This window comes from Rhodococcus baikonurensis, from assembly GCF_040489275.1.
In the GTDB taxonomy this organism is placed as follows: domain Bacteria; phylum Actinomycetota; class Actinomycetes; order Mycobacteriales; family Mycobacteriaceae; genus Rhodococcus_F; species Rhodococcus_F baikonurensis.
The window spans coordinates 84,143-103,338 of the sequence record NZ_JBEUOQ010000005.1; the positions used below are offsets into that span (position 1 = coordinate 84,143).

The following is a 19,196-nucleotide window of genomic DNA, read 5'->3' on the forward strand; positions in this document are numbered from 1 at the left end:
CCTGCATCCGGCATGATTGCTCGTGTGTCTGCACTCCATACGTATCTCTACGGACCCGCCGGGGCGCCTGAGATCCTCTCGCTGCACGGCCTGACGGGTCACGGTCGACGATGGCAGTCGATGGCCGAGAACCAACTGCCCGAAGCACGCTGGATCTCGCCCGATCTACGCGGTCACGGGCGCTCGACCTGGGCTCCCCCGTGGAACCTCGAATCCCACGTGGCGAGCTTGCTGGAGACACTCGACGAACATGCCACCGGACCGGTGGTGATTCTCGCGCATTCGTTCGGCGGAATGCTGGCGCTGCACCTCGCTGCCACCGCACCGGAACGCGTTCGTGGTCTCGTCCTGCTCGATCCGGCGATCGGCTTGGATCCGAATTTCATGCAGGAAGTGGCCGAACTCACAATCGGCTCACCGGATTACACCGATGCCGCCGAGGCGTACTCGGAGAAGATTCACGGCTCGTGGGGTGAGGTTCCCACCCAGGACCTCGACGTCGAGATGGCCGAGCACCTGATCCGACTGGGCAACGGGCGCGTCAACTGGCGCCTGTCCACACCGGCCGTCGTCACCGCGTGGGGAGAACTTGCCCGCCCGATCGTGCTGCCCCCGTCGTCGATGCCCACCGTGCTGGTTCAGGCGATGAAGGTTCAGCCGCCGTACGTCACCGACGAGTTCCGAGCAGCCTTGACCGAACACCTCGGTGAAAATCTCACCAGCGTCGAATTCGACTGCGACCACATGGTCCCGCACGTGCGGGCCGACGAGGTGGCAGACCTCGTCCGAACAGTGCTCTGACGAGGCAACGATGGCAACCACCACGGAAGAGCAGATCGAAGAGGTGAGGCGGCTCATCGCCTCGATTCCCGCCGGTTTCGTGGCGACGTACGGCGACATAGCCGAAGCCGCAGGACTTTCCAGCGCTCGCACGGTCGGGTGGATCATGCGGACGGACTCTGCCGACTTGCCGTGGCACCGGGTGCTCGGCGCCTCCGGTAAACCGTCGGCACACCTGGCTCATCGTCAGATCGCCAAGCTCGAACTCGAAGGAGTACCGATCAAGGACGGTCGAATCGACCTGAAGAAAGCTCGGTATCACTTCTGATCCCGTGTCACCGGTCGTCGTCGCCCCTGCCATGGGGCAGCATGGAGACATGACCACCACGCCGCCCACCGCCGCCGTCATTCTGGCGGGTGGTCGCGGGACCCGAATGGGTGGCGTCGACAAACCCGGCCTGATCGTGCACGGCCGCAGACTCCTCGACATCGCGCTGTCAGCGACGGCGCATCTCGACGCCGTCGTCGTGGTCGGCCCGCATCGACCTGAACTTGCTGCACACATCACCCAGACCCAGGAATCTCCGGCCGGCGCCGGCCCTGTCGAGGCGATCTGGGCCGGGTTGTCCGCGACCCGGTTACCCGAGAACGCCGTGGTGGTGGTGCTGGCATCCGACCTGCCGTACGTCGAGGCCGGATCGGTCGACGCGCTGATCGCTGCGACATCGACCGACAATCCGGTGACGTGTGCGGTGGACGAGAACAACCGAACCCAATTCCTGTTCTCCGCGTGGACCCTTCGCGAACTCCGACAACGCCTCGCTGCTCTGCGCCGGAGTTCGGGGCTCGAGAATCAACCGATGAAAGCGCTTGCCACCGAGCCGTTCTCGACCCTACGCGTGGCGGGTACCACCGACTGCGACACGCCGGCGGACATCGATCGCGCGAGAAGCCATCCCCGCCTGACGATCGAGCAAGCCCGCATCGTCATCACGAATGCCTTGACTCCGCTAACCCCGCACCGGGCCGATCTCGCCGACAGTCTCGGAGCAACGCTCGCGCAGCCTCTCGTCGCCCTGGGTGATCTCCCCAGGTCAGACGTTTCGGCGATGGACGGGTACGCCGTCTCCGGCGATGGTCCGTGGCGGGTGCGCACCGAGATCCGCATCGCGGGCGCCGACGGGCAACTCGACCTCCGCGAAGGCGAAGCAATCCGCATTGCCACGGGAGCTCACCTACCTGCCGGCGCTACCTCGGTGATTCGTGACGAGTACCTGTCCGTCGACGCACCGTCTCGAACGCTGCGACGACTACCGGATGCGCCGCACCGCAACGACGCTCGCCCACGGGGAGAAGACTGGGGCACCGGATTCACGATCGCTCCGACCGGTACCGCGGTGACTCCGGCGGTAATCTCCGCTGCTGCCAGTGGCGAGGTATTCGACGCCCTCGTCCGTGGCCCGGTCCGGGCACGCGTCGTAGTCACCGGCGACGAGATCCGCCGGACCGGCCCACTGCGGGAAGGTCAGACTCGCGACTCCGTGGGCGGGATTCTTCCCTACCTGCTCGAACGCAACGGCGCACGGTGCGTGTCGAATTCGCACTTGCGCGACACGGCCGACAGTTTCGAGCGTGTACTGGCAGATGCGACCGAACAGGACCTGCTTGTCGTCATCGGCGCGACGGGTGGCGGCGCTGCCGACGAAATGCGCAGTGCGCTCGATCGACTCGGCGCTCGCACGATTGTCGGGCGAGTGGCCTCGCGCCCGGGCGGATCTCAGATAACGGCGGTCCTGCCCAGTGGCCGGGTGGTTCTCGGCCTCCCCGGCAACCCGTACGCCGCGGTGACCACCCTGTTGACGATGCTGCCTACCGTCGTGGCCGCCCTGACCGGGAGCGAGACGCCTCCGCCACTGCTCGGCATCATCGAGAACGCTGCTGCGGTGAGTTCCGATGCGGTACGCCTGTTGCCGGTCACACAATCCACCGACGGCCGCTGGCGCGCCGATCCGTCTGTACGTACTGCACACCTGGCGGGGTTGATCGGGCGCTCCGCGTTTGCTCTCGTTCCGGCGCACGCGCAAGACGGCGCCCTCGCCGAAGTGGTTGTCCTCCCCCGCTGATCGGGTCAGTCGTTTCGGCGCCTACGCCGGTTGACCTCCGCCATCCCGATCACGCCGACAACTATCGCGAGCACCAGGGAATACGCGCCCCACAGCACCAAGAACGGCAGCAGCCACCCGGCATCGACGGTCTGACCACGCGGTCCGACGCAATACAGCGTGAAATTGGTGGACGTGCCGTCGCCGTCGGTAAAGGTATCCGAGACGACCATCGCGCTCGAGGTGGGATCTTCACAGAAGATCGGCGCCAGGTGAGCCACCTGGCCGGGCCAGATCACCGAAGACAGCAGTGCGGCAAAGATTCCCACGACCACGATCACCACTACGGAGATCAGCAACGGAGCGATACGGCGGCTCACAGCGGCTGCACCAGAAAGGGTGAGCCGTCAGGCTCGAAGACCACCAGCACCCGCGAGCGTGGGGATTCCACCATCACGGAGGCGTGTATCGCCGCGGTGCGAGAGACCGAGATCCCGGTGACTTCGCCGTCGTCGACACCGCTGCTCGCCAGCGCGTCGTCGACCAACTTCTCGACATTCGACAATGCCGGCACTTGATCCAGCGTGAACGATCGAGCATCGAGGTCGTCGGTGACGCTGACTTGCACGGGACTCGGCTCGCCGAGAATGACGCCGTCGAAAGAGAACCGGTCGAGCTGTGACGGCTTCCCGGGGTCTCGAACGGTGACCCCGAGCGTCTCGATCGGGCTGATGTCGACGCTGGTCACCGACACTGCGCCGACACCGTAACTGTGTGCGAGGCTGTCGAATCCGTCCCGCACCAACTCCGACGTCAGCCCACCACCACGTTCACGCATCTGGTTGTCGAAATCCATCCGATCGACGGCACCGATACATCCGCTCAGACTCGCGGCCGTCAAGGCGATCGCTACCGTCCACAGCGCCGACCGCACCTGCGAGGACGCGAGATTCATGAGCGGAGCGTACCGCGAGTGTCCGGTTCCATCCCGGTGGACTGCGCGTCGCACGAATTACTGTCGGAGACTCGTGGGATCATCGCGCCATGAATCGTGTCGACGAAGGATTCGAACCGCCGGACGCATTGGTCGAGTGGTGCCGCTCGCGCACCTTTCCACTGCACGTCCTCGACGACGAAGCCACCGTCGACCTGGATTGGTGGAACGCACACCTGAAGGACGCCGGCCACACAATCAGCCTGCGCGGGCGTGATCTCGACGGCAGAGTGATCACCGAAGGCCGAGCTATCGTTCAACGCAACGACCTTCGCCCGTCGAGCGATCTCGTCGTCGCCGAGCATGACGGTCTCGGACTGCTGTTTCTCTGTGCGGCCTGGCAGGGCTCGCACGAGAGCAGACGGTTCACGCGGAGATTCCCCAACGTCTTCAATCCGCATCACCGCGAGGACGAGGATCCGCTGACCCAGATAACAGCCATTCTCGATCACTGTTCGAAGAACAAGTCCATGCCGGTAGTCCGACGCGACACCTGGTCGGGCTGGCCGCTCACCCCCGGTGTCGGGGTATCTCTGATGGCCGCTTTCATGTGGGCGGTAGGCGTGCAGGACGAGGGCCGACGCGCTCAGATGATCGACCAGTACGGCGTCTCGACGCTCATCCACGAGGGCTGGCTCGAGGATCCTTCCGTCACCGGCTTCACGACACGCCGCTACCGCCGGTACTGCGAACTCCTCGACAGTTGGGCCTATGCGGCCGGCACCCAACCCGAGATCGTCGAGATGTGGTTGGTGAAAAGGTGGAGTGCGCGGTTGGCCCAAGCACGCAACGACGTCAGCTCCCCCACCCTGTTCTAATCCTCGACACGGCTGGATCTCGGAACGACTGTCAGAACGGCCAGGCCGGGAGGGTAGGCAGCCCCACTCTCGTCGGCCTCCCGACCAACCAGGCCAAGGTCTCCGCGTCGGACAGCGAAGGAACTCGTACACCCGGGACAGCCGTCTCCAATGCGCCCAATTGACTGGCGAGAGTGAATTCCACGAATTCGGCGGGCCAGTCGTGGCAGGTGTAACCGATGTCGAGGTCGATCAGGTGAATCTCGATCTCGTTCCAGCGCAGGATCGGTAGATCGAATGCGGTGACAGGTTTGCGCCACGCAACCGGAGTGTCCAGCCGATCCGTCGGCAGGTCAGCCAATGCGTCGACCAGCCTCGTTCCCGAGAAGCGGTAGTCGAGTGCCAACAACTCGGCCGGGCGATCGGCGCCTTCCTCGATTGCGGCATTGCGCGCGTCGGGTCCCCCGGGGTACATCTCCCCCGACTCGCCGCTGTGCACACCGGCAACAAATCTGCCCAGTGCGTCGGCGTTGCGCGACATGTGTGTGACGACGTGTCCCCGACTCCAACCGGGTAGCCCGGACGACTCACGGGCTTGCTCTTCGGTCAGTGCACCGACGAGAGCCTGTGCCTTGACGTCGGATTCACGAACTGCTGCGACCAGGTCGGCATACGTCGGTGTCATGGAGTGAGACGTCATGCAGCGATACTAGTTCCCCTCGCGCACTCTCATACCGATTCACGACAAGGTCCACCACTCCTTGGTCGACACCGAGTGGTTCGGTGACACCGTCGGCTCCTGCCGCGTGCAACCGCTCGTGGAACAGTCCGTGCGCGAGGAGGTACGAGGCGACGAACACTCGCTTCGTGCCGCGAACGCGTGCTGCTGCAACAACATCGGCTACCTTCGGTTCCCCGGTCGCGATGTATCCGATGTCCACCCGGATCCCCGCCGCTTCGGCGAGCATCAGCGCGGCACGCTCGACGTCTCGCAGCGCCCGCGCATCGGAGGACCCGGCGGCCGCAAGCACAATCGCGTCACCCGGATTCCACCCCGCTTCGGTCAAGCGTCGGAGCAGCACGCGTGCAAGCGCCGGATCAGGTCCGAGGGCGGGCGTCACAGTCACAGTCGGGTGCTCACTGATCGCCACTTCGCGTCGAACATCGGTGTGAACGTGGTAGCCGGACGCCAAGAAGGCCGGTACGAGAATCGCTCGCCCCGGAGTGTCCCGGAGGACTTCCGAAGGTGACGGGCCGAGCACATCGACAAAGGCAACGCGCGTGCGTCCGACGCGCTTGCCGACTGCTTCGGCCAGGGCGGCAACCATTTCCACGCCACGTGCACTACGTGTGCCGTGAGCTACCAGTACGAGGACATCGTCATCGGGTTGCATAGTCACCTGGATTCTGTATGTAGTCACCGGGATCGAGGGCAAGTCGATAGCCCCGCTTGACCACGGTCTGAACGGCTTTGGGGGCGCCGAGGCACGCACGCAACCGGGCGACGGCGGTCTCGACGGCGTGAGTGTCTCCGCCGCCACCGGGAAGGGAGGCAAGGAGTTCGTCGCGGGAGACGACCCGGCCGGGACTGGCCCCGAGTGTGCGGATCAACGACATCGCAGCGGGGGGCAATTGCTTCACTTCGCCGTCCACGACGACGCACCCCCCACGAATACTGATTTCGTGTTCACCGGCTTGAATCTTGTTGGCTCGCTGCGGGAGTTCGTCGACGATGTGCCTCGCGAGCGCTCCCAGGCGTGCCCGCGCCGGGGCTGTGGTCGGTACATTCAACGCTTCGAGCGGCGCCGAGGTGACCGGGCCGACGCACATGGCCGCCACCGGACCTCGCATGGCCGCGAGCATGTCGCCGAGATCCCCGGTCTTGTCGGCGCGCATCAGCATCGACGCAACGGCCGGCGCACTCGTGAAACTGACGGCGTCGATTCCGGCTGACGCGATGGCGTCGATCATCCGGTCGAGCAGCGTAGGGTCCTCCGGCGGTTCCCACCGATAGACAGGAACCGCGATGACCTCGGCGCCGGCCTCGCGCAGCACCTGACAGAAGTCGGGAATCGGCTCCCACTCGGTGGTCGCGCCATGCAGTTGCACAGCGATTCTCTTTCCCGAGACACCTTCTGCAAGAAGATGTTCGAGCACTTCGGCGGAAGATTCGGATGCCGGTGACCATTCTTCACGAAGGTCCGCCGCGCGGATTGCTCCCTTGGCCTTCGGCCCACGCGCGAGCAGACGAGCCGAACCGAGCGCAGAGCCGAGACTTTCGGCTTCGCCCCATCCGTCGGCGGCTTCCAACCAGCCACGGAACCCGATGCCGGTGGTGGCGACGACCACCTCGGGAGGATCCGAGATGATCTGCTGTGTCACCCTTTCGAGCTCGCGGTCGTCGGCGAGCGGGATGATTCGAATCGCCGGAGCGTGAACGACATCCGCTCCCCGGCGGGTCAGCAACGTCGCGAATTCCTCGGCGCGGCGCGAAGCGGTGATACCTACCGTGAATCCAGCCAACGGCATGTCGTCACTCACGAGACTGCATCGTGGACAGTCGAGCGAACGCCCTGCATCTGCAGGCTGTGGACCTGCACCACTCCGGCCCACACGCGAACCCCGTAAACCGGCAGGGCGACCGCGGAGTCGTCGAGCGCTCTGCCGTCGACCAGTGAGAATGCCTGCTTGAGCAGCGGCGAAACGACGATCGGTTCACCGTCCCGGTCGCCGACGAGTCCGCGAGACATCACCGCGGCGCGGCCGTACGGATCGAAGTTGCTGACGGCCCGGAGTGTGCCGTCCTCCAGCAGGAACAGTGCCACCTGCTCGCCGCCGCGAAGAAGCACGGCGACCCCGCGCCCAGGGATCAGATGGCTCAGCGGGCAGGCCGACGTCCATTCGAGTCGATCCGAATCCAGCTTGGCGATCTGCGCATCGATGACACTCATCGAAGTCCTCCTGTCGATCCGGCGACAACGTCGCGCGGGTTCTTGTCTACGTTTCTACGGATCCCGTGTTTCCCACGGGTTACGCGACTATTACCGGCGCGTGGGGATGCTCGGCATGCCCATCAGGACCGGAACCTTGCGCACTCCGGTCTCGTCGAACACAACCGTCGGGTCGGCTTCTTCCGGTGCGTTGACGAACGAGACGAACCTCGACAATTTCTCCGGATCACCCAGCACACCAGCCCATTCGTCCTGGTACCCCTCGACGTGCTTGGCCATCAGCGCCTCGAGTTCCTCACCGATTCCCAGGCTGTCTTCACAAATCACGGCCTTGAGGTGATCGAGTCCGCCGTCGAGTGATTCGACCCACGGCGCCGTGCGCTGGAGGCGATCGGCGGTACGGATGTAGAACATGAGGTAGCGGTCGATGTACTTGACCAAGGTCGCGTCGTCGAGGCCTCCGGCAAGCAGCTGAGCGTGTTTCGGCGACTGTCCGCCGTTGCCGCCCACATACAGATTCCAACCGTTCTCCGTCGCGATGACGCCGACGTCCTTGCCTCGCGCTTCGGCGCATTCACGCGCACAACCCGAGACGCCGAACTTGATCTTGTGCGGCGAGCGCAGACCGCGGTAGCGGTTCTCGAGGTCGACTGCCATACCCACGGAATCCTGGACACCGTAGCGGCACCAACTCGAACCGACACAGCTCTTGACCGTCCGGAGCGACTTGCCGTACGCCTGGCCTGATTCCATCCCGGCGTCGACAAGACGCTTCCAGATCGCGGGCAACTGTTCGACGCGGGCACCGAAAAGGTCGATGCGCTGACCGCCGGTCACCTTCGTGTACAAGCCGAAGTCTCGCGCCACCTCGCCGATGACGATGAGTTGCTCACCCGTCACCTCGCCGCCAGGCATCCGAGGCACCACGGAGTACGTACCGTTCTTCTGGATGTTCGCGAGGAAGTGATCGTTGGTGTCCTGCAACGACGCCTGCTGGCGGTGCAGGATGTGATCGGAGTCCGTCGATGCCAGAATCGACGCGACTACGGGCTTGCAGATGTCGCAGCCTGCGCCCTTGCCGTACTTGGCGATCAGCGCCGAGAAGGTTCTGGTCTGCGTCGACTGCACGATCTGGAACAGCTCGGCCCTCGACTGCGCGAAGTGCTCGCACAGTGCCTTCGACATCACGACGCCGGAATCAGCCAGCAGCTGCTTCACGGTGGGAAGGCAACCGCCACAGGTGGTTCCGGCACTGGTGCACGCCTTCACCGAAGCGATGTCGCAGGCACCGGCCGCGATTGCGCCGCAGATGGCGCCCTTCGTCACCGCGTTGCACGAGCACACCTCGGCGTCGTCGGGCAGCGAACCTGCACCCGGCTTCTCCCCCGCAGGCGAGATCAATGTCGCCGGGTCACCGGGTAGTTCGCGACCGACCAGCGGGCGCAGTGACGCGTAGGCCGATGCGTCACCGACAAGAATGCCGCCGAGCAGGATCTTCGCGTCGTCGGAGACCACGAGCTTCGCGTACGTCCCCTTGGACGCGTCGCTGAGGACAACTTCGAGAGCGCCCGGTGAGGTCGCCATCGCGTCACCGAAACTGGCGACGTCCACGCCCATGAGCTTGAGTTTGGTGGACATGTCGGCGCCCGGGAAATCCGCGGCGCCGCCGAGCAGACGATCGGCCACGATCTCGGCCGTCGTGTAACCGGGAGCGACCAGGCCGTAGCAACGGCCTTCCACCGCAGCACATTCGCCGACGGCATAGACGTTCTCGTCCGACGTCACACAGCCGAGGTCGGTCAGGATGCCGCCGCGCTCACCCACAGCGATACCGGCGTCGCGAGCCAGCTGATCACGCGGACGTACTCCGGCCGAGAAGACGAGCAGCGACGCGTCAATGGTGGAGCCGTCGGACAGCTCGACCACGATTCCGTTGTCGGCCTGCGAAATTCCCGCCGTCCCGACTCCGGTGTGAACAGTGAGCCCGAGTTCGGTGACGAGCCGAGCGAGCAGTGCGCCGCCGCCCTCGTCGACCTGCATCGGCATCAGACGCGCATTGTGCTCGACGACGTGTGCCGTCATTCCCATGAGCGAGAGAGCATTTGCGGCCTCGAGTCCGAGAAGACCACCGCCGACCACGACGCCGACAGCGCCAGGACCTGCCTTCTCGGCGGCGGCCCGGATACCGTCGAGGTCGTCGAGGGTGCGGTAGACGAAACATCCGTCGCCGTCGTGCCCCGGCACGGGAGGCACGAACGGATACGAACCGGTCGCCATCACCAGAGCGTCGTAGGAGATCGTGTCGCCGGTGGTCGTCGTGACAATGCGTGCATCTTTGTCGATCGAGAGCGCGCCTTCCCCCACCCGAAGATCGACCAGGCCGTCACCGACGTAATCGTTGCCGGCCAGTGCCAATTCCTTGGGGTCCCACGCTCCGACGTACGAGGACAGCCCGACTCGGTCGTACGCTGCGTACTGTTCGTCGCAGAGTACAGTCACCGACCAGGTGTTCGCTTCGTCGCGCGAACGCAGTGCCTCGACGAATCGGTGTCCGACCATTCCGTGTCCGATGACAACAACCGACTTGCTCATCACGCCTACTTCCTGAGGTACGAGATAGTTCTGAGATTCCGCGGACCGCTCACGCCGTGACTGCGACCTTCGCCTCGTCGACGTCTGTGGTCAGCGTCGACGGCTTACGCAGGAAGACGAACCAGGTGACTGCGATGCAGGCGATGTAGAAGGCCAGGAACACCCAGAAGGCCATGGTCGCCGACTTCGCGGGGCTGCTGTACGACGCGCGCAGCACCAGGTTGATGCCGACGCCGCCCAAACCGCCTACCGCACCGGCAAATCCGATGAGAGCGCCGGAGATACTGCGCGACCACGTTGCCTTCTCGCTTCGATCCATGTGATCGAAGCTCTGAGCCTTCGCCTCGAAGATCGCCGGGATCATCTTGTAGACGGATCCGTTTCCGATCCCGGAGAGCAGGAACAGGGCGATGAATCCGAGAACGAACGTCACCATGATTCCGGCGCTGGCGACGCCCGCGGTGTTGTCGTCCATCGTTCCGGCCGTCACGAGGATCGATGCAGCGAATGCCATGGCGACAAACGTCCACATCGTGATCTTGCCGCCGCCGATGCGGTCTGCCAGTTTGCCGCCGAGGGGCCGAGCGATCGAACCGAGGAGCGGTCCGATGAAGGCGATCTGTGCTGCATGCAGCGCCGCTGCGGCCGGAGTTGCACCACCGGCGAGGAAGTTGATCTGCAGAACCTGACCGAAGGCGAAGCTGAATCCGATGAAGGAACCGAACGTACCGATGTACAGGAAGCTGATCACCCACGACTCGGAGAACTTCAGCGCCTTGGCCATCGAGCGCAGGTCCGACTTCTGGTTGCCCAGGTTGTCCATGAACAGCGCGGCACCGACGGCAGCGGCCGCGATGAACACGAGATAGACGGCGCAGACGATCCACGGAGCGCGGTTACCGACGGTGGCGATCACCAGCAAACCGATCAGCTGGATCATCGGCACACCGATGTTGCCGCCGCCGGCGTTGAGACCGAGCGCCCAGCCCTTGAGTCGCTGCGGGTAGAAGGCATTGATGTTGGTCATCGACGACGCGAAGTTGCCGCCGCCGATACCGGCAGTGGCCGCTACCAACATGAACGTGGTGTACGAAGCACCCGGGTTCATCATCAGGTAGAGCGTGAGAAGTGTTGGTACGAAGAGGAACAGCGCACTCATGACGGTCCAGTTACGACCGCCGAACCGTGCGGTGGCAACCGTGTAGGGAATACGGAGGACCGACCCGACAAGTGTGGGAACTGCGACGAGAAAGAACTTTCCGGCCGCGTCGATGCCGTAGATGTCCGTCGGCATGAACAACACCATCACGGACCAGATCGACCAGATCGAGAAGCCGACGTGCTCGGCCACCACTGACCAGATCAGGTTCCGCTTCGCGATGTCCTTGCCGCCGGATTCCCAGGCGTCGACGTCCTCTGCATCCCAATGCTCGATGTAATGACTCACCAGGGCCTCCTGAATATGTTGGAGACCCAAAGGTAGAAAACGGTTATTGCGCCGGTGCTGCGCGCGATGACCGCGAAGTCAATTGATCCTCACCCGGTGACAAACCCGGGTGTGAGCTAGTTCTTCGCCGGTGCGTGCCAGGAATCCTCGAGCATCCGAGGCTTACATGCCTGGTAGGCGCCCAGAAGCACCACGATCACAGCAACGACGAGCAAACCGAACGGCGCAGCGTATCCACCGGACACGTCGTGAAAAACGCCGAACAGGAGCGGGCCGAGACAGGCAACGGAGTAACCGATGCCCTGGGTGAATCCGGACAGCGCGGAGGAACCGATATGCGAGCGCGTCCGCAGATTGATCAGTGTGAGCGACATCGGGAACGTGCTCGGACCGAGGCCCAGGACCACAACCCACACGATCGGCGCGGCCATGGGGGCGAAGTAGAGTCCACCCATTCCGACGAGGTAACAGACGGCGCACGCGATCACGACGGGGAACGGGTTGGCCATGCGGGCGCACAGCGTCGGTGCGCCGAAAGCTGCGACGAGTCCGATCACCGAGAACATGCCGACCATCGTTCCGCCGAAGGCGTCACTGGCGCCGGCATCACGAAGGATCGAGGGAATCCACGTGAACATCGAATACGTGATCAGTGAGGTCATGCCGAACATACCGGCCATACCCCAGGCCACGGGCGAACGCCAGACCTGACCACGTGGCTGTTCTGCTACTGCTGCAACCGAATCCGATGCATTGTCGGTGGTCCCGGCTTCATTCGCGCGTGCCTTGCGCGAGCGAGCGAGGGTGATCAACCACGGCACTGCTGCGGCGAATCCGAAGGCGGACCACCAGCCGATCGAGAACCGCCAACCGAAGGCGTCGGCAACCGGGACTGCGACGAACGCCGGGACGATGGTGCCGATCTGCACGGCCACGATGTAGACCGAACTCATGGTGGCGAGGCGATCCGAGAAGTACCGCTTGACCAACGGCGGGATGACGACATTGCCGATTCCCATGCCTGCGAGTGCCAGAGCCGAGAGGGCCAACAACGACCACGTCTGAGACATCATGGCACGCAACAGCATTCCGACGCCGGCCATGAGCATCGCGACGAGGGCCGTTCGCTCGAGCCCGATACGTTTCGCGATGGCGGGAGTGATGAGACCGAAGATGGCGAACATTGCGGTCGGAACCATGCCGAAGACACCGACGATCGAGGCGGAGAAGCCGATCTCGTCGCGAATCTCGGCCGCCAAGGGCGAGAACGAGGTCACCGCAAGTCGAAGTACGAGCGCAGACATCGCAATCGCTGCGAAGACGAGCACACGGCCTTGTATCAACGAGCGGGTTTCGGTTCTCTCCAGTTGAGCAGTCACCGGCAAATCATAGGATGACCGGACGAACTCGCACAAGCGCGGTAATCTAACGTCACATTCACACCACTTACCCGGACCCGAGGAAACAACCACGTGCAACCCGTTCGACGCGCAAGTCTCATCTCGCAGGTCACCGAACAACTCCGCAACGAGATCCGAAGCGGAACCTGGCCGATCGGTTCCAAGATCCCCACCGAACCGGAACTGTCGGAGCTGACCGGCACCGGTCGCAATACCGTGCGCGAGGCGGTCCAGGCGCTCGTTCACGCCGGAATGCTGGAACGTCGTCAGGGATCGGGCACCTACGTCGTTGCTGTCTCCGACCTCGGCGGCACTCTGGGGAACTACTTTGCCGGCGCCCACCAGCGGGATGTACTCGAACTTCGGCGCGCACTCGACATCACCGCGGCCACCCTCGCCGCCGCACGGCGAACCGAAGACGACATCGCCGAACTGACGCGGTTACTCGCGCTTCGCACCGCTTCGTGGGAGGGTCAGGACGTCGACGCCGCCACCACTGCTGACGTCGCCCTGCACCGAGCGATCGTCGCGGCCAGCCACAACGAGGTCTACCTGGAGTTCTACGACTCCCTGCTCCCGGTCATCGAAACCACGATCCAACAGCACATCGACGCGACCGGTGAGGGATTTCACTCGCAGCACGCGAACCTCGTCAACGCTGTCGTCGACGGGAACACCGTGGCCGCCTCGAACGCCGCACGCGAATTGTTCGAGGGCCTGGTCTCGGACTTCGGTACCGGCGCCCCGATCTAGAGCAGCAAGCGCACGATGTCGGACGTTCGGGCCAACCCCGGGAACGCGTCCGCCGTCGAGCGGGGATGCAGAACATGAACTGCCAGCCTGAACATCACCGCACGTAGAAGCATCTGCGGCCACTCGGGGAGATCTTCCCACCGGCCGACCAGTGCCTCGTCTGCCCCGCCCCACGAGATCGCGTCGACCACGGCGACGGCGGCGGCCCACGCAGCCGGCCGCCAGTACGGCGTGATGTCGGTGATTCCGGGCGCCATACTGCCCGAGAACAAGACTGTTCCGAACAGATCGCCGTGCACGAGCTGGTCCGGGCTCTGCACCGGCTTACGCAACGTGGCGAGTCCGGCAATCAGTTCCAGACTCTTGCGACCGTCCGGAGTAGGCGTCTCGAGTTGCTCGACACCCTTCGCGATCCTCAGTGGAACCGTTTCCCACGCCGCGCGATCAGCGGCTACGAATACGTCGACCTCGGCCCACGGCGGCACCGGCGGTTGTGCAAGGAAGCGCGGGCGCTCGAGCGAGGCCGTCGCCGCATGCAGTCGGCACGACATCGAGACCACTTCGTCGTGACGCGGTTCCGGCGATCCGACGATGAATGTGTCGGCGCGCCAGCCCGAGACGACGTAACGACCGTCGGTCGAACGGACCGGTCGAGCGAGCCGGACGCCGTCGACTTCGAGGTTCTCTCGCACCTTCGCCGACCACGCTGCGCGGGCATGATCCGCAACTGCTGAAAGGACGACGTCTCCACACAGCCACCCGCCGTCCCAATCCGCACCGAGTGGGATGGGATCGACTTCACGGAGGCCGAAGGTGGAGCACACGTGCTGGGGAGGTTGGCCTGTGCTCACACCCCAACGCTACCGGTGCGCGGCGCCGCCTCCCGCGAGGCGCGCCTAGTAGACCGGCAGACTCGCATCCACCTGGTTCGCCCAGGCGATCGCGCCGCCTTGAACATGAACTGCGTCGGAGAAACCGGCATTCTTGAGAAAGGCCAGTGCCTCGGCCGAACGGATGCCGGTTTTGCAGTACAGCACTATCTGCTTGTTCTGCGGCAACGTCGCCAGAGCTTCGCCGGAAAGGATGCGGTCCTTCGGGATCAGCACGGCCCCCGGCAGATGCATGATGTCCCATTCAACCGGTTCTCGTACGTCGACCAGCTCGATCGATCGTCCCTCGCCGATCATGGCCTCCAGTTCGGGCGCCGTGATCGTCGAACCGACAGCAGCAGCGCTCGCCTCTTCGGACACGACACCGCAGAACGCGTCGTAGTCGATCAAGGCGGTGACGGGCACGCGGGTCGGATCACGCTGAAGGCGGATCGTCCGGAAGGTCATCGCCAGTGCGTCGTAGATCATCAGGCGTCCGAGAAGCGGTTCACCGATTCCGGTGATGAGCTTGACCGCCTCGGTCGCCATGATCGAACCGACGGTCGCGGGCAGGACTCCGAGAACACCGCCCTCGGCACAGGAGGGGACCATGCCCGGCGGCGGGGCCTCCGGGTAGAGGTCGCGATAGTTCAGTCCCGCGCCGTCCGGGGCGTCTTCCCAGAAGACCGACACCTGCCCCTCGAAGCGGTAGATCGAGCCCCACACGTACGGCTTTCCGGCGATGACTGCGGCATCGTTGACGAGGTACCGCGTCGCGAAGTTGTCCGTGCCGTCGAGAATCAGGTCGTACTCGGAAAACAGCTGGACCGCGTTGGAGTTGTCGAGACGGAACTCGTGCAATCGGACGTCGACGTGCTCGTTGATCTCGAGAATCGACTCGCGGGCGCTGACCGCCTTGGGGCGTCCGACGTCCGAGCGTCCGTGAATCACCTGACGCTGCAGGTTCGACATGTCGACCTCGTCGAACTCGACGATCCCGATGGTGCCCACTCCCGCGGCCGCGAGATAGAGCAGTGCAGGCGAACCCAATCCACCGGCGCCGATGAACAGAACCCGTGCATTCTTGAGACGCTTCTGGCCGGTCATACCGACGTTCGGGATGATCAGGTGCCTGCTGTACCGGGCAACTTCCTCCCGGCTCAACTCGGCTGCCGGCTCCACCAGTGGTGGCAATACGACGGGTGTTGCAGACACCGCGAAACACTCCTAGTTCAAGACGAGATCGTGGGTTCTCGATCCGGTCACGCTCGGGGGTACGGCCACGGATTGAAGCGGCACGTGAGTCCGTTCATCGGAACGACGCCCTCAGGATCAAGCCTAGCGATGTCGTTGTTCGCGGTTCCGAAGGTCTGCTGCATCATGATCGGTGCGAGCCCACCTTCGGTCTCGCACGGCTGGTGAGCGGCGTATCCGATGGCATGGCCGACCTCGTGATTGATCTGATACTGCCGATACGAGCCGATGTCACCCTGGAACGAAATAGCGCCTCGCACCCATCGCGGTTCGTTGAGCAGGACTCGGTCCATGCTCGGGTTGTAGCAGGATCCTTCGAGCTCGATTTCGTATCCGCAGCCTTCGCGGATAGTCATCTGCGAGGTCAGGGAGATACGGAAGTCCGGCTCGCCCGCGTCGACACGCCGGAACGCGACCTTGGGATCGTTGGTCCAACTCTTCGGATTGGCCAGGGTCTGATCGACCATGCGTCCGTACGATTCGTCACCGCCGAAGCCGGTCGTGTCGACGCCGTCCTCGATCTCGACCGTGTACGTGAACTCGCGTTCGGTTCCCTGACCCACCTTGCCCGTCGTACCCGGTACGACGTGCCACGTTCCGCCGCCCGCGACGGTGAACGGACCACCGTCGGGAAGTGCGCCGGAGGGTATCGACGACGCAAAAGTTCCGTCCCCGGCCGGCGGCGCGCCGATGACGTCGGTTCCGTCCGTGCTGTGTGCGAGGTCGGCGGTGGCCGACGTCTTGCTCGCGGAGTCGGTGGTGTCCGGACGTACGGCGTCGACGATGACGAGGATGGTGAGCACCACGAGAACCGGAATCGCGTACGCACGCCAGCCGTAGGTCGAGACGAAGCGCCCGAGCTTGCTCTGCTTTCGCGCTGCCCGGTCCGGCCGCGGATTACGCGGGGTTCGGCCCACTTCTCGTTTGGTCGGATCCCACTGGGCACGCAAGGGCTGATGGGAGGAAATGCCGCGATAGTCGCGTTCGCCGTAGGCACGATCATCCGGCACCTCTGGCCGACGTTCGTCGCGAGGCGTTCCAGTTCCGCTACGCATTCGACGTTCCTCACGTTCAGGGTTCTGCGTAGTTCGTCCACGCATGCGCGGTCCCCCTGGGTCAGTCACGTCGTCCAGAATCTCACACACGGCAAGTCACTCGCCCGGGCTGACCGAAACCCGCTGGTCCTGGCGTGTCATGGCAACCCGTCCTGTAACGAGAAAGACCGCTGGTCTCGCTCACCGAGGCGCGCGCGACTCGCCCGGCCGACACACGGTATCGTTCATTCGGCTACGACCGGTGTGACGGAGGATACTGGCGGGTACGCACACGCGACTCGCGGATCCGCGCGCCGACCGAATTACTTTTGCTCAGATTGGAAGCGACATGACAGAACTCGCGGATCGGACAGACTCCGATCGCGGTACATCGGCTGGCAAGCCTGCCGGAACACGTCGCAGCACCCGACTCCCCCGCGATGCGCGCCGCCTCCAGCTCCTCGCAGCTGCAAGCGAGGTATTCGTCGCGAACGGGTACCACTCGGCCGGCATGGACGAGATCGCCGAATGTGCGGGTGTCAGCAAGCCAGTCCTGTACCAACATTTCCCAGGCAAACTCGAACTGTATGTCGCAGTCCTGCAGAGTTACGTCGACAGCCTCATCTCGGGTGTACGCCAGGCCCTGCGATCGACGACGGACAACAAACAGCGTGTCCGCGCCGCAGTGCAGGCGTTCTTCGACTTCGTCGACAACGACTCCCAGGGCTTCCGCCTGGTGTTCGAGTCCGACATCATGGGCGAACCTCAGGTCCAGACACGCGTCGAACAAGCCACCGAAGCCTGCGTCGACGCCGTGTTCGACCTGGTCAGCCAGGATTCCGGACTCGATCCGTATCGCGCGCGCATCCTCGCGGTCGGTCTTGTCGGTGCCAGCCAGTTCACCGCTCGATACTGGCTCGAAGCTGCGCGGCCGATCCCGAAGGAAGAGGCCGTGGAAATCACGGTGACCCTGGCGTGGGGCGGTCTCTCCCATGTGCCACTGCAAGCCGAAACCAAGTAATCGGCCACACTCACACGCGAAAGGGCGGGCAGTCTCACGACTGCCCGCCCTTTCTGCTGTTACAGCTACGCGTCAGACGGTAGGCGCGAATCCGACCTTGCGGATATCGGACGGACCGATCTCCACGTACGCGACACGGGAAGCCTGCACCAGGAACTTGCGGCCCTTGTCGTCGACCAGTGCCAGAACCGGCTCACGGCCACCGAGGACGGCCGCGACCAGTGTCTCGACCTCGTCAGGGGTCTGTTCGCTGTTGACGATGAGCTCACGCGGGCTGTCGATTACACCGATCTTGACCTCCACGGTCAACCTCCGAACTGTTCGTGAATTACATCCGTTGTCGACGCAAGGCTAATGCAGCAGCGACCGCCCACGCTCCTCCGCACGCTGTGCCCAGAGCGAACAGGCACCTAGACGAGTCCGAGAATCGCCATCCGCTCGGCGTGCTTTGCCTGCATACCGTCGAACAACGCGACAACTCCGTTGAGGTCACCGGAGGCCGAGATCACCAGATCCGTGAGGTCCTCACGCTGCGCCAGCACGAACTGTGCCTGGGTGATCGCCTCACCGAGGAGTCGGCGTCCCCACAGCATCAACCGGTCCTTGGCGCGGGTGCTGGCCTCTACCGCGGCCTTCACCTCGAGCACCACGAACTCCGAATGGCCCGTCTGCGAGAGCACGTCCTCCACGATCTCGGCGACGTCCGTCGGGAGGGAGTGACCGATCTCGCGATAGAAATCGGCAGCGATTCCGTCTCCGACATATGCCTTCACGAGCGATTCCAGCCACGTCGACGGCGTCGTCGACGCGTGATAGTTGTCGAGCGCGCGCACGAACGGATCCATGACGGCAAAGATCTCGTGGCCACGTTCCGTCAGGGCCGTTTCCAGAGTCTCGAAGTGGTCCATCTCGGCGGCGGCCATGCTGGCAAACGCCACCTTGCCGCGCAGGTCCGGAGCCATTTGTGCGTCTTCCGCCAAACGGTAGAACGCCGAAATCTCGCCATACGCGAGAACGGCAAACAAATCGATCACGCCCGGGTGATCGGAAGCGACTCGGCCTCCGGTTCCAGCGTCCGTCGAAGCATCAAGATCGTGTGCGCCCATGACTACGAACTGTAGTGCTTCGACGGCCGACGCGACTGCCAAGGACCGCATGTCCGATTCGGTGATCTTCGACATGTCATCGCGAGGGACGGACAA

Annotated in this window: 20 protein-coding genes; 6 read left to right on the forward strand and 14 right to left on the reverse strand. The window is 64.1% G+C overall.

The features are described from left to right. Positions 1-12 precede the first annotated feature (12 nt). The 3 genes from ABWI03_RS13725 to ABWI03_RS13735 are packed head-to-tail and all read left to right on the forward strand — an operon-like array spanning position 13 to position 2,903. Entirely contained in the window at positions 13-801 is a 789-nt protein-coding gene (locus ABWI03_RS13725) for an alpha/beta hydrolase (protein ID WP_095969125.1), read from the forward strand. 10 nt (positions 802-811) lie between these two features. Then, on the forward strand, positions 812-1,108 hold the full coding sequence (locus ABWI03_RS13730) for an MGMT family protein (protein WP_095969124.1): 297 nt from the start codon (positions 812-814) through the stop codon (positions 1,106-1,108). Positions 1,109-1,157: 49 nt separating this feature from the next. Further along, positions 1,158-2,903, forward strand: a complete 1,746-nt coding sequence (locus ABWI03_RS13735) for an NTP transferase domain-containing protein (protein WP_298778083.1) — start codon at positions 1,158-1,160, stop codon at positions 2,901-2,903. Between the two features lie 5 nt (positions 2,904-2,908). Here ABWI03_RS13735 and ABWI03_RS13740 read toward each other — a convergent pair whose 3' ends face one another. After that, positions 2,909-3,262 carry a hypothetical protein gene (locus tag ABWI03_RS13740; protein WP_095969123.1) on the reverse strand — a complete coding sequence of 118 codons (354 nt, stop codon included), beginning with the start codon at positions 3,260-3,262 and terminating at the stop codon, positions 2,909-2,911. Next, positions 3,259-3,837: a hypothetical protein gene (locus ABWI03_RS13745; protein WP_298778087.1), complete on the reverse strand. Its 579-nt coding sequence runs from the start codon at positions 3,835-3,837 to the stop codon at positions 3,259-3,261. The genes ABWI03_RS13740 and ABWI03_RS13745 overlap by 4 nt, the downstream gene beginning before the upstream one ends. Positions 3,838-3,926: 89 nt before the next feature. On the opposite strand from ABWI03_RS13745, the gene ABWI03_RS13750 reads away from it, so the two are divergent. Further along, on the forward strand, positions 3,927-4,694 hold the full coding sequence (locus tag ABWI03_RS13750; RefSeq protein WP_298778090.1) for an 8-oxoguanine DNA glycosylase OGG fold protein: 768 nt from the start codon (positions 3,927-3,929) through the stop codon (positions 4,692-4,694). Positions 4,695-4,725: 31 nt separating this feature from the next. Here the strand turns inward: ABWI03_RS13750 and ABWI03_RS13755 are convergent, their stop codons facing one another. The 7 genes from ABWI03_RS13755 to ABWI03_RS13785 form a co-directional block, all read right to left on the reverse strand. After that, on the reverse strand, positions 4,726-5,373 hold the full coding sequence (locus tag ABWI03_RS13755; RefSeq protein ID WP_095969120.1) for a maleylpyruvate isomerase family mycothiol-dependent enzyme: 648 nt from the start codon (positions 5,371-5,373) through the stop codon (positions 4,726-4,728). Next, entirely contained in the window at positions 5,318-6,067 is a 750-nt protein-coding gene (locus tag ABWI03_RS13760) for a sirohydrochlorin chelatase (RefSeq protein WP_298778751.1), read from the reverse strand. The genes ABWI03_RS13755 and ABWI03_RS13760 overlap by 56 nt, the downstream gene beginning before the upstream one ends. Continuing rightward, complete coding sequence (locus tag ABWI03_RS13765) at positions 6,054-7,214, reverse strand: uroporphyrinogen-III synthase (protein ID WP_166809752.1); 1,161 nt, start codon at positions 7,212-7,214, stop codon at positions 6,054-6,056. The genes ABWI03_RS13760 and ABWI03_RS13765 overlap by 14 nt, the downstream gene beginning before the upstream one ends. Continuing rightward, a complete protein-coding gene (gene nirD, locus ABWI03_RS13770; RefSeq protein WP_095969117.1) occupies positions 7,211-7,624 on the reverse strand; it encodes a nitrite reductase small subunit NirD in 414 nt (137 codons plus the stop codon). Before nirD ends, ABWI03_RS13765 begins: the two co-directional genes overlap by 4 nt. 90 nt (positions 7,625-7,714) lie before the next feature. Then, entirely contained in the window at positions 7,715-10,219 is a 2,505-nt protein-coding gene (gene nirB / locus ABWI03_RS13775) for a nitrite reductase large subunit NirB (RefSeq protein ID WP_298778097.1), read from the reverse strand. Between the two features lie 46 nt (positions 10,220-10,265). Further along, a complete protein-coding gene (locus tag ABWI03_RS13780) occupies positions 10,266-11,666 on the reverse strand; it encodes an MFS transporter (protein WP_085989607.1) in 1,401 nt (466 codons plus the stop codon). Positions 11,667-11,779: 113 nt separating this feature from the next. Beyond that, complete coding sequence (locus ABWI03_RS13785) at positions 11,780-13,042, reverse strand: CynX/NimT family MFS transporter (protein WP_166809755.1); 1,263 nt, start codon at positions 13,040-13,042, stop codon at positions 11,780-11,782. 93 nt (positions 13,043-13,135) lie between these two features. Here ABWI03_RS13785 and ABWI03_RS13790 point away from each other — a divergent pair, with 93 nt between their 5' ends. Further along, positions 13,136-13,816 (forward strand): FadR/GntR family transcriptional regulator, encoded by a 681-nt coding sequence (locus ABWI03_RS13790; protein ID WP_095969114.1) that lies wholly within the window; start codon positions 13,136-13,138, stop codon positions 13,814-13,816. Here the strand turns inward: ABWI03_RS13790 and ABWI03_RS13795 are convergent. Genes ABWI03_RS13795 through ABWI03_RS13805 form a run of 3 tightly spaced genes read right to left on the reverse strand, consistent with a single transcriptional unit; the run spans position 13,813 to position 16,994 of the window. Next, positions 13,813-14,667: a TIGR02569 family protein gene (locus ABWI03_RS13795; protein WP_007731227.1), complete on the reverse strand. Its 855-nt coding sequence runs from the start codon at positions 14,665-14,667 to the stop codon at positions 13,813-13,815. The two genes, ABWI03_RS13790 and ABWI03_RS13795, sit on opposite strands and share 4 nt — an antisense overlap. A gap of 45 nt (positions 14,668-14,712) precedes the next feature. After that, positions 14,713-15,900 carry an adenylyltransferase/sulfurtransferase MoeZ gene (moeZ, locus tag ABWI03_RS13800; protein ID WP_235171909.1) on the reverse strand — a complete coding sequence of 396 codons (1,188 nt, stop codon included), beginning with the start codon at positions 15,898-15,900 and terminating at the stop codon, positions 14,713-14,715. Between the two features lie 47 nt (positions 15,901-15,947). After that, positions 15,948-16,994, reverse strand: a complete 1,047-nt coding sequence (locus tag ABWI03_RS13805) for a DUF3152 domain-containing protein (RefSeq protein WP_298778105.1) — start codon at positions 16,992-16,994, stop codon at positions 15,948-15,950. A 328-nt stretch (positions 16,995-17,322) separates the two neighbouring features. On the opposite strand from ABWI03_RS13805, the gene fasR reads away from it, so the two are divergent. Further along, entirely contained in the window at positions 17,323-17,994 is a 672-nt protein-coding gene (fasR, locus tag ABWI03_RS13810; RefSeq protein WP_095969111.1) for an HTH-type transcriptional activator FasR, read from the forward strand. A gap of 72 nt (positions 17,995-18,066) precedes the next feature. Here the strand turns inward: fasR and ABWI03_RS13815 are convergent, their stop codons facing one another. Both ABWI03_RS13815 and ABWI03_RS13820 read right to left on the reverse strand, forming a co-directional pair. Further along, entirely contained in the window at positions 18,067-18,297 is a 231-nt protein-coding gene (locus tag ABWI03_RS13815) for a DUF3107 domain-containing protein (RefSeq protein ID WP_003942312.1), read from the reverse strand. A gap of 107 nt (positions 18,298-18,404) precedes the next feature. Beyond that, complete coding sequence (locus tag ABWI03_RS13820; RefSeq protein WP_298778754.1) at positions 18,405-19,100, reverse strand: ferritin-like fold-containing protein; 696 nt, start codon at positions 19,098-19,100, stop codon at positions 18,405-18,407. Positions 19,101-19,196: the final 96 nt, after the last annotated feature.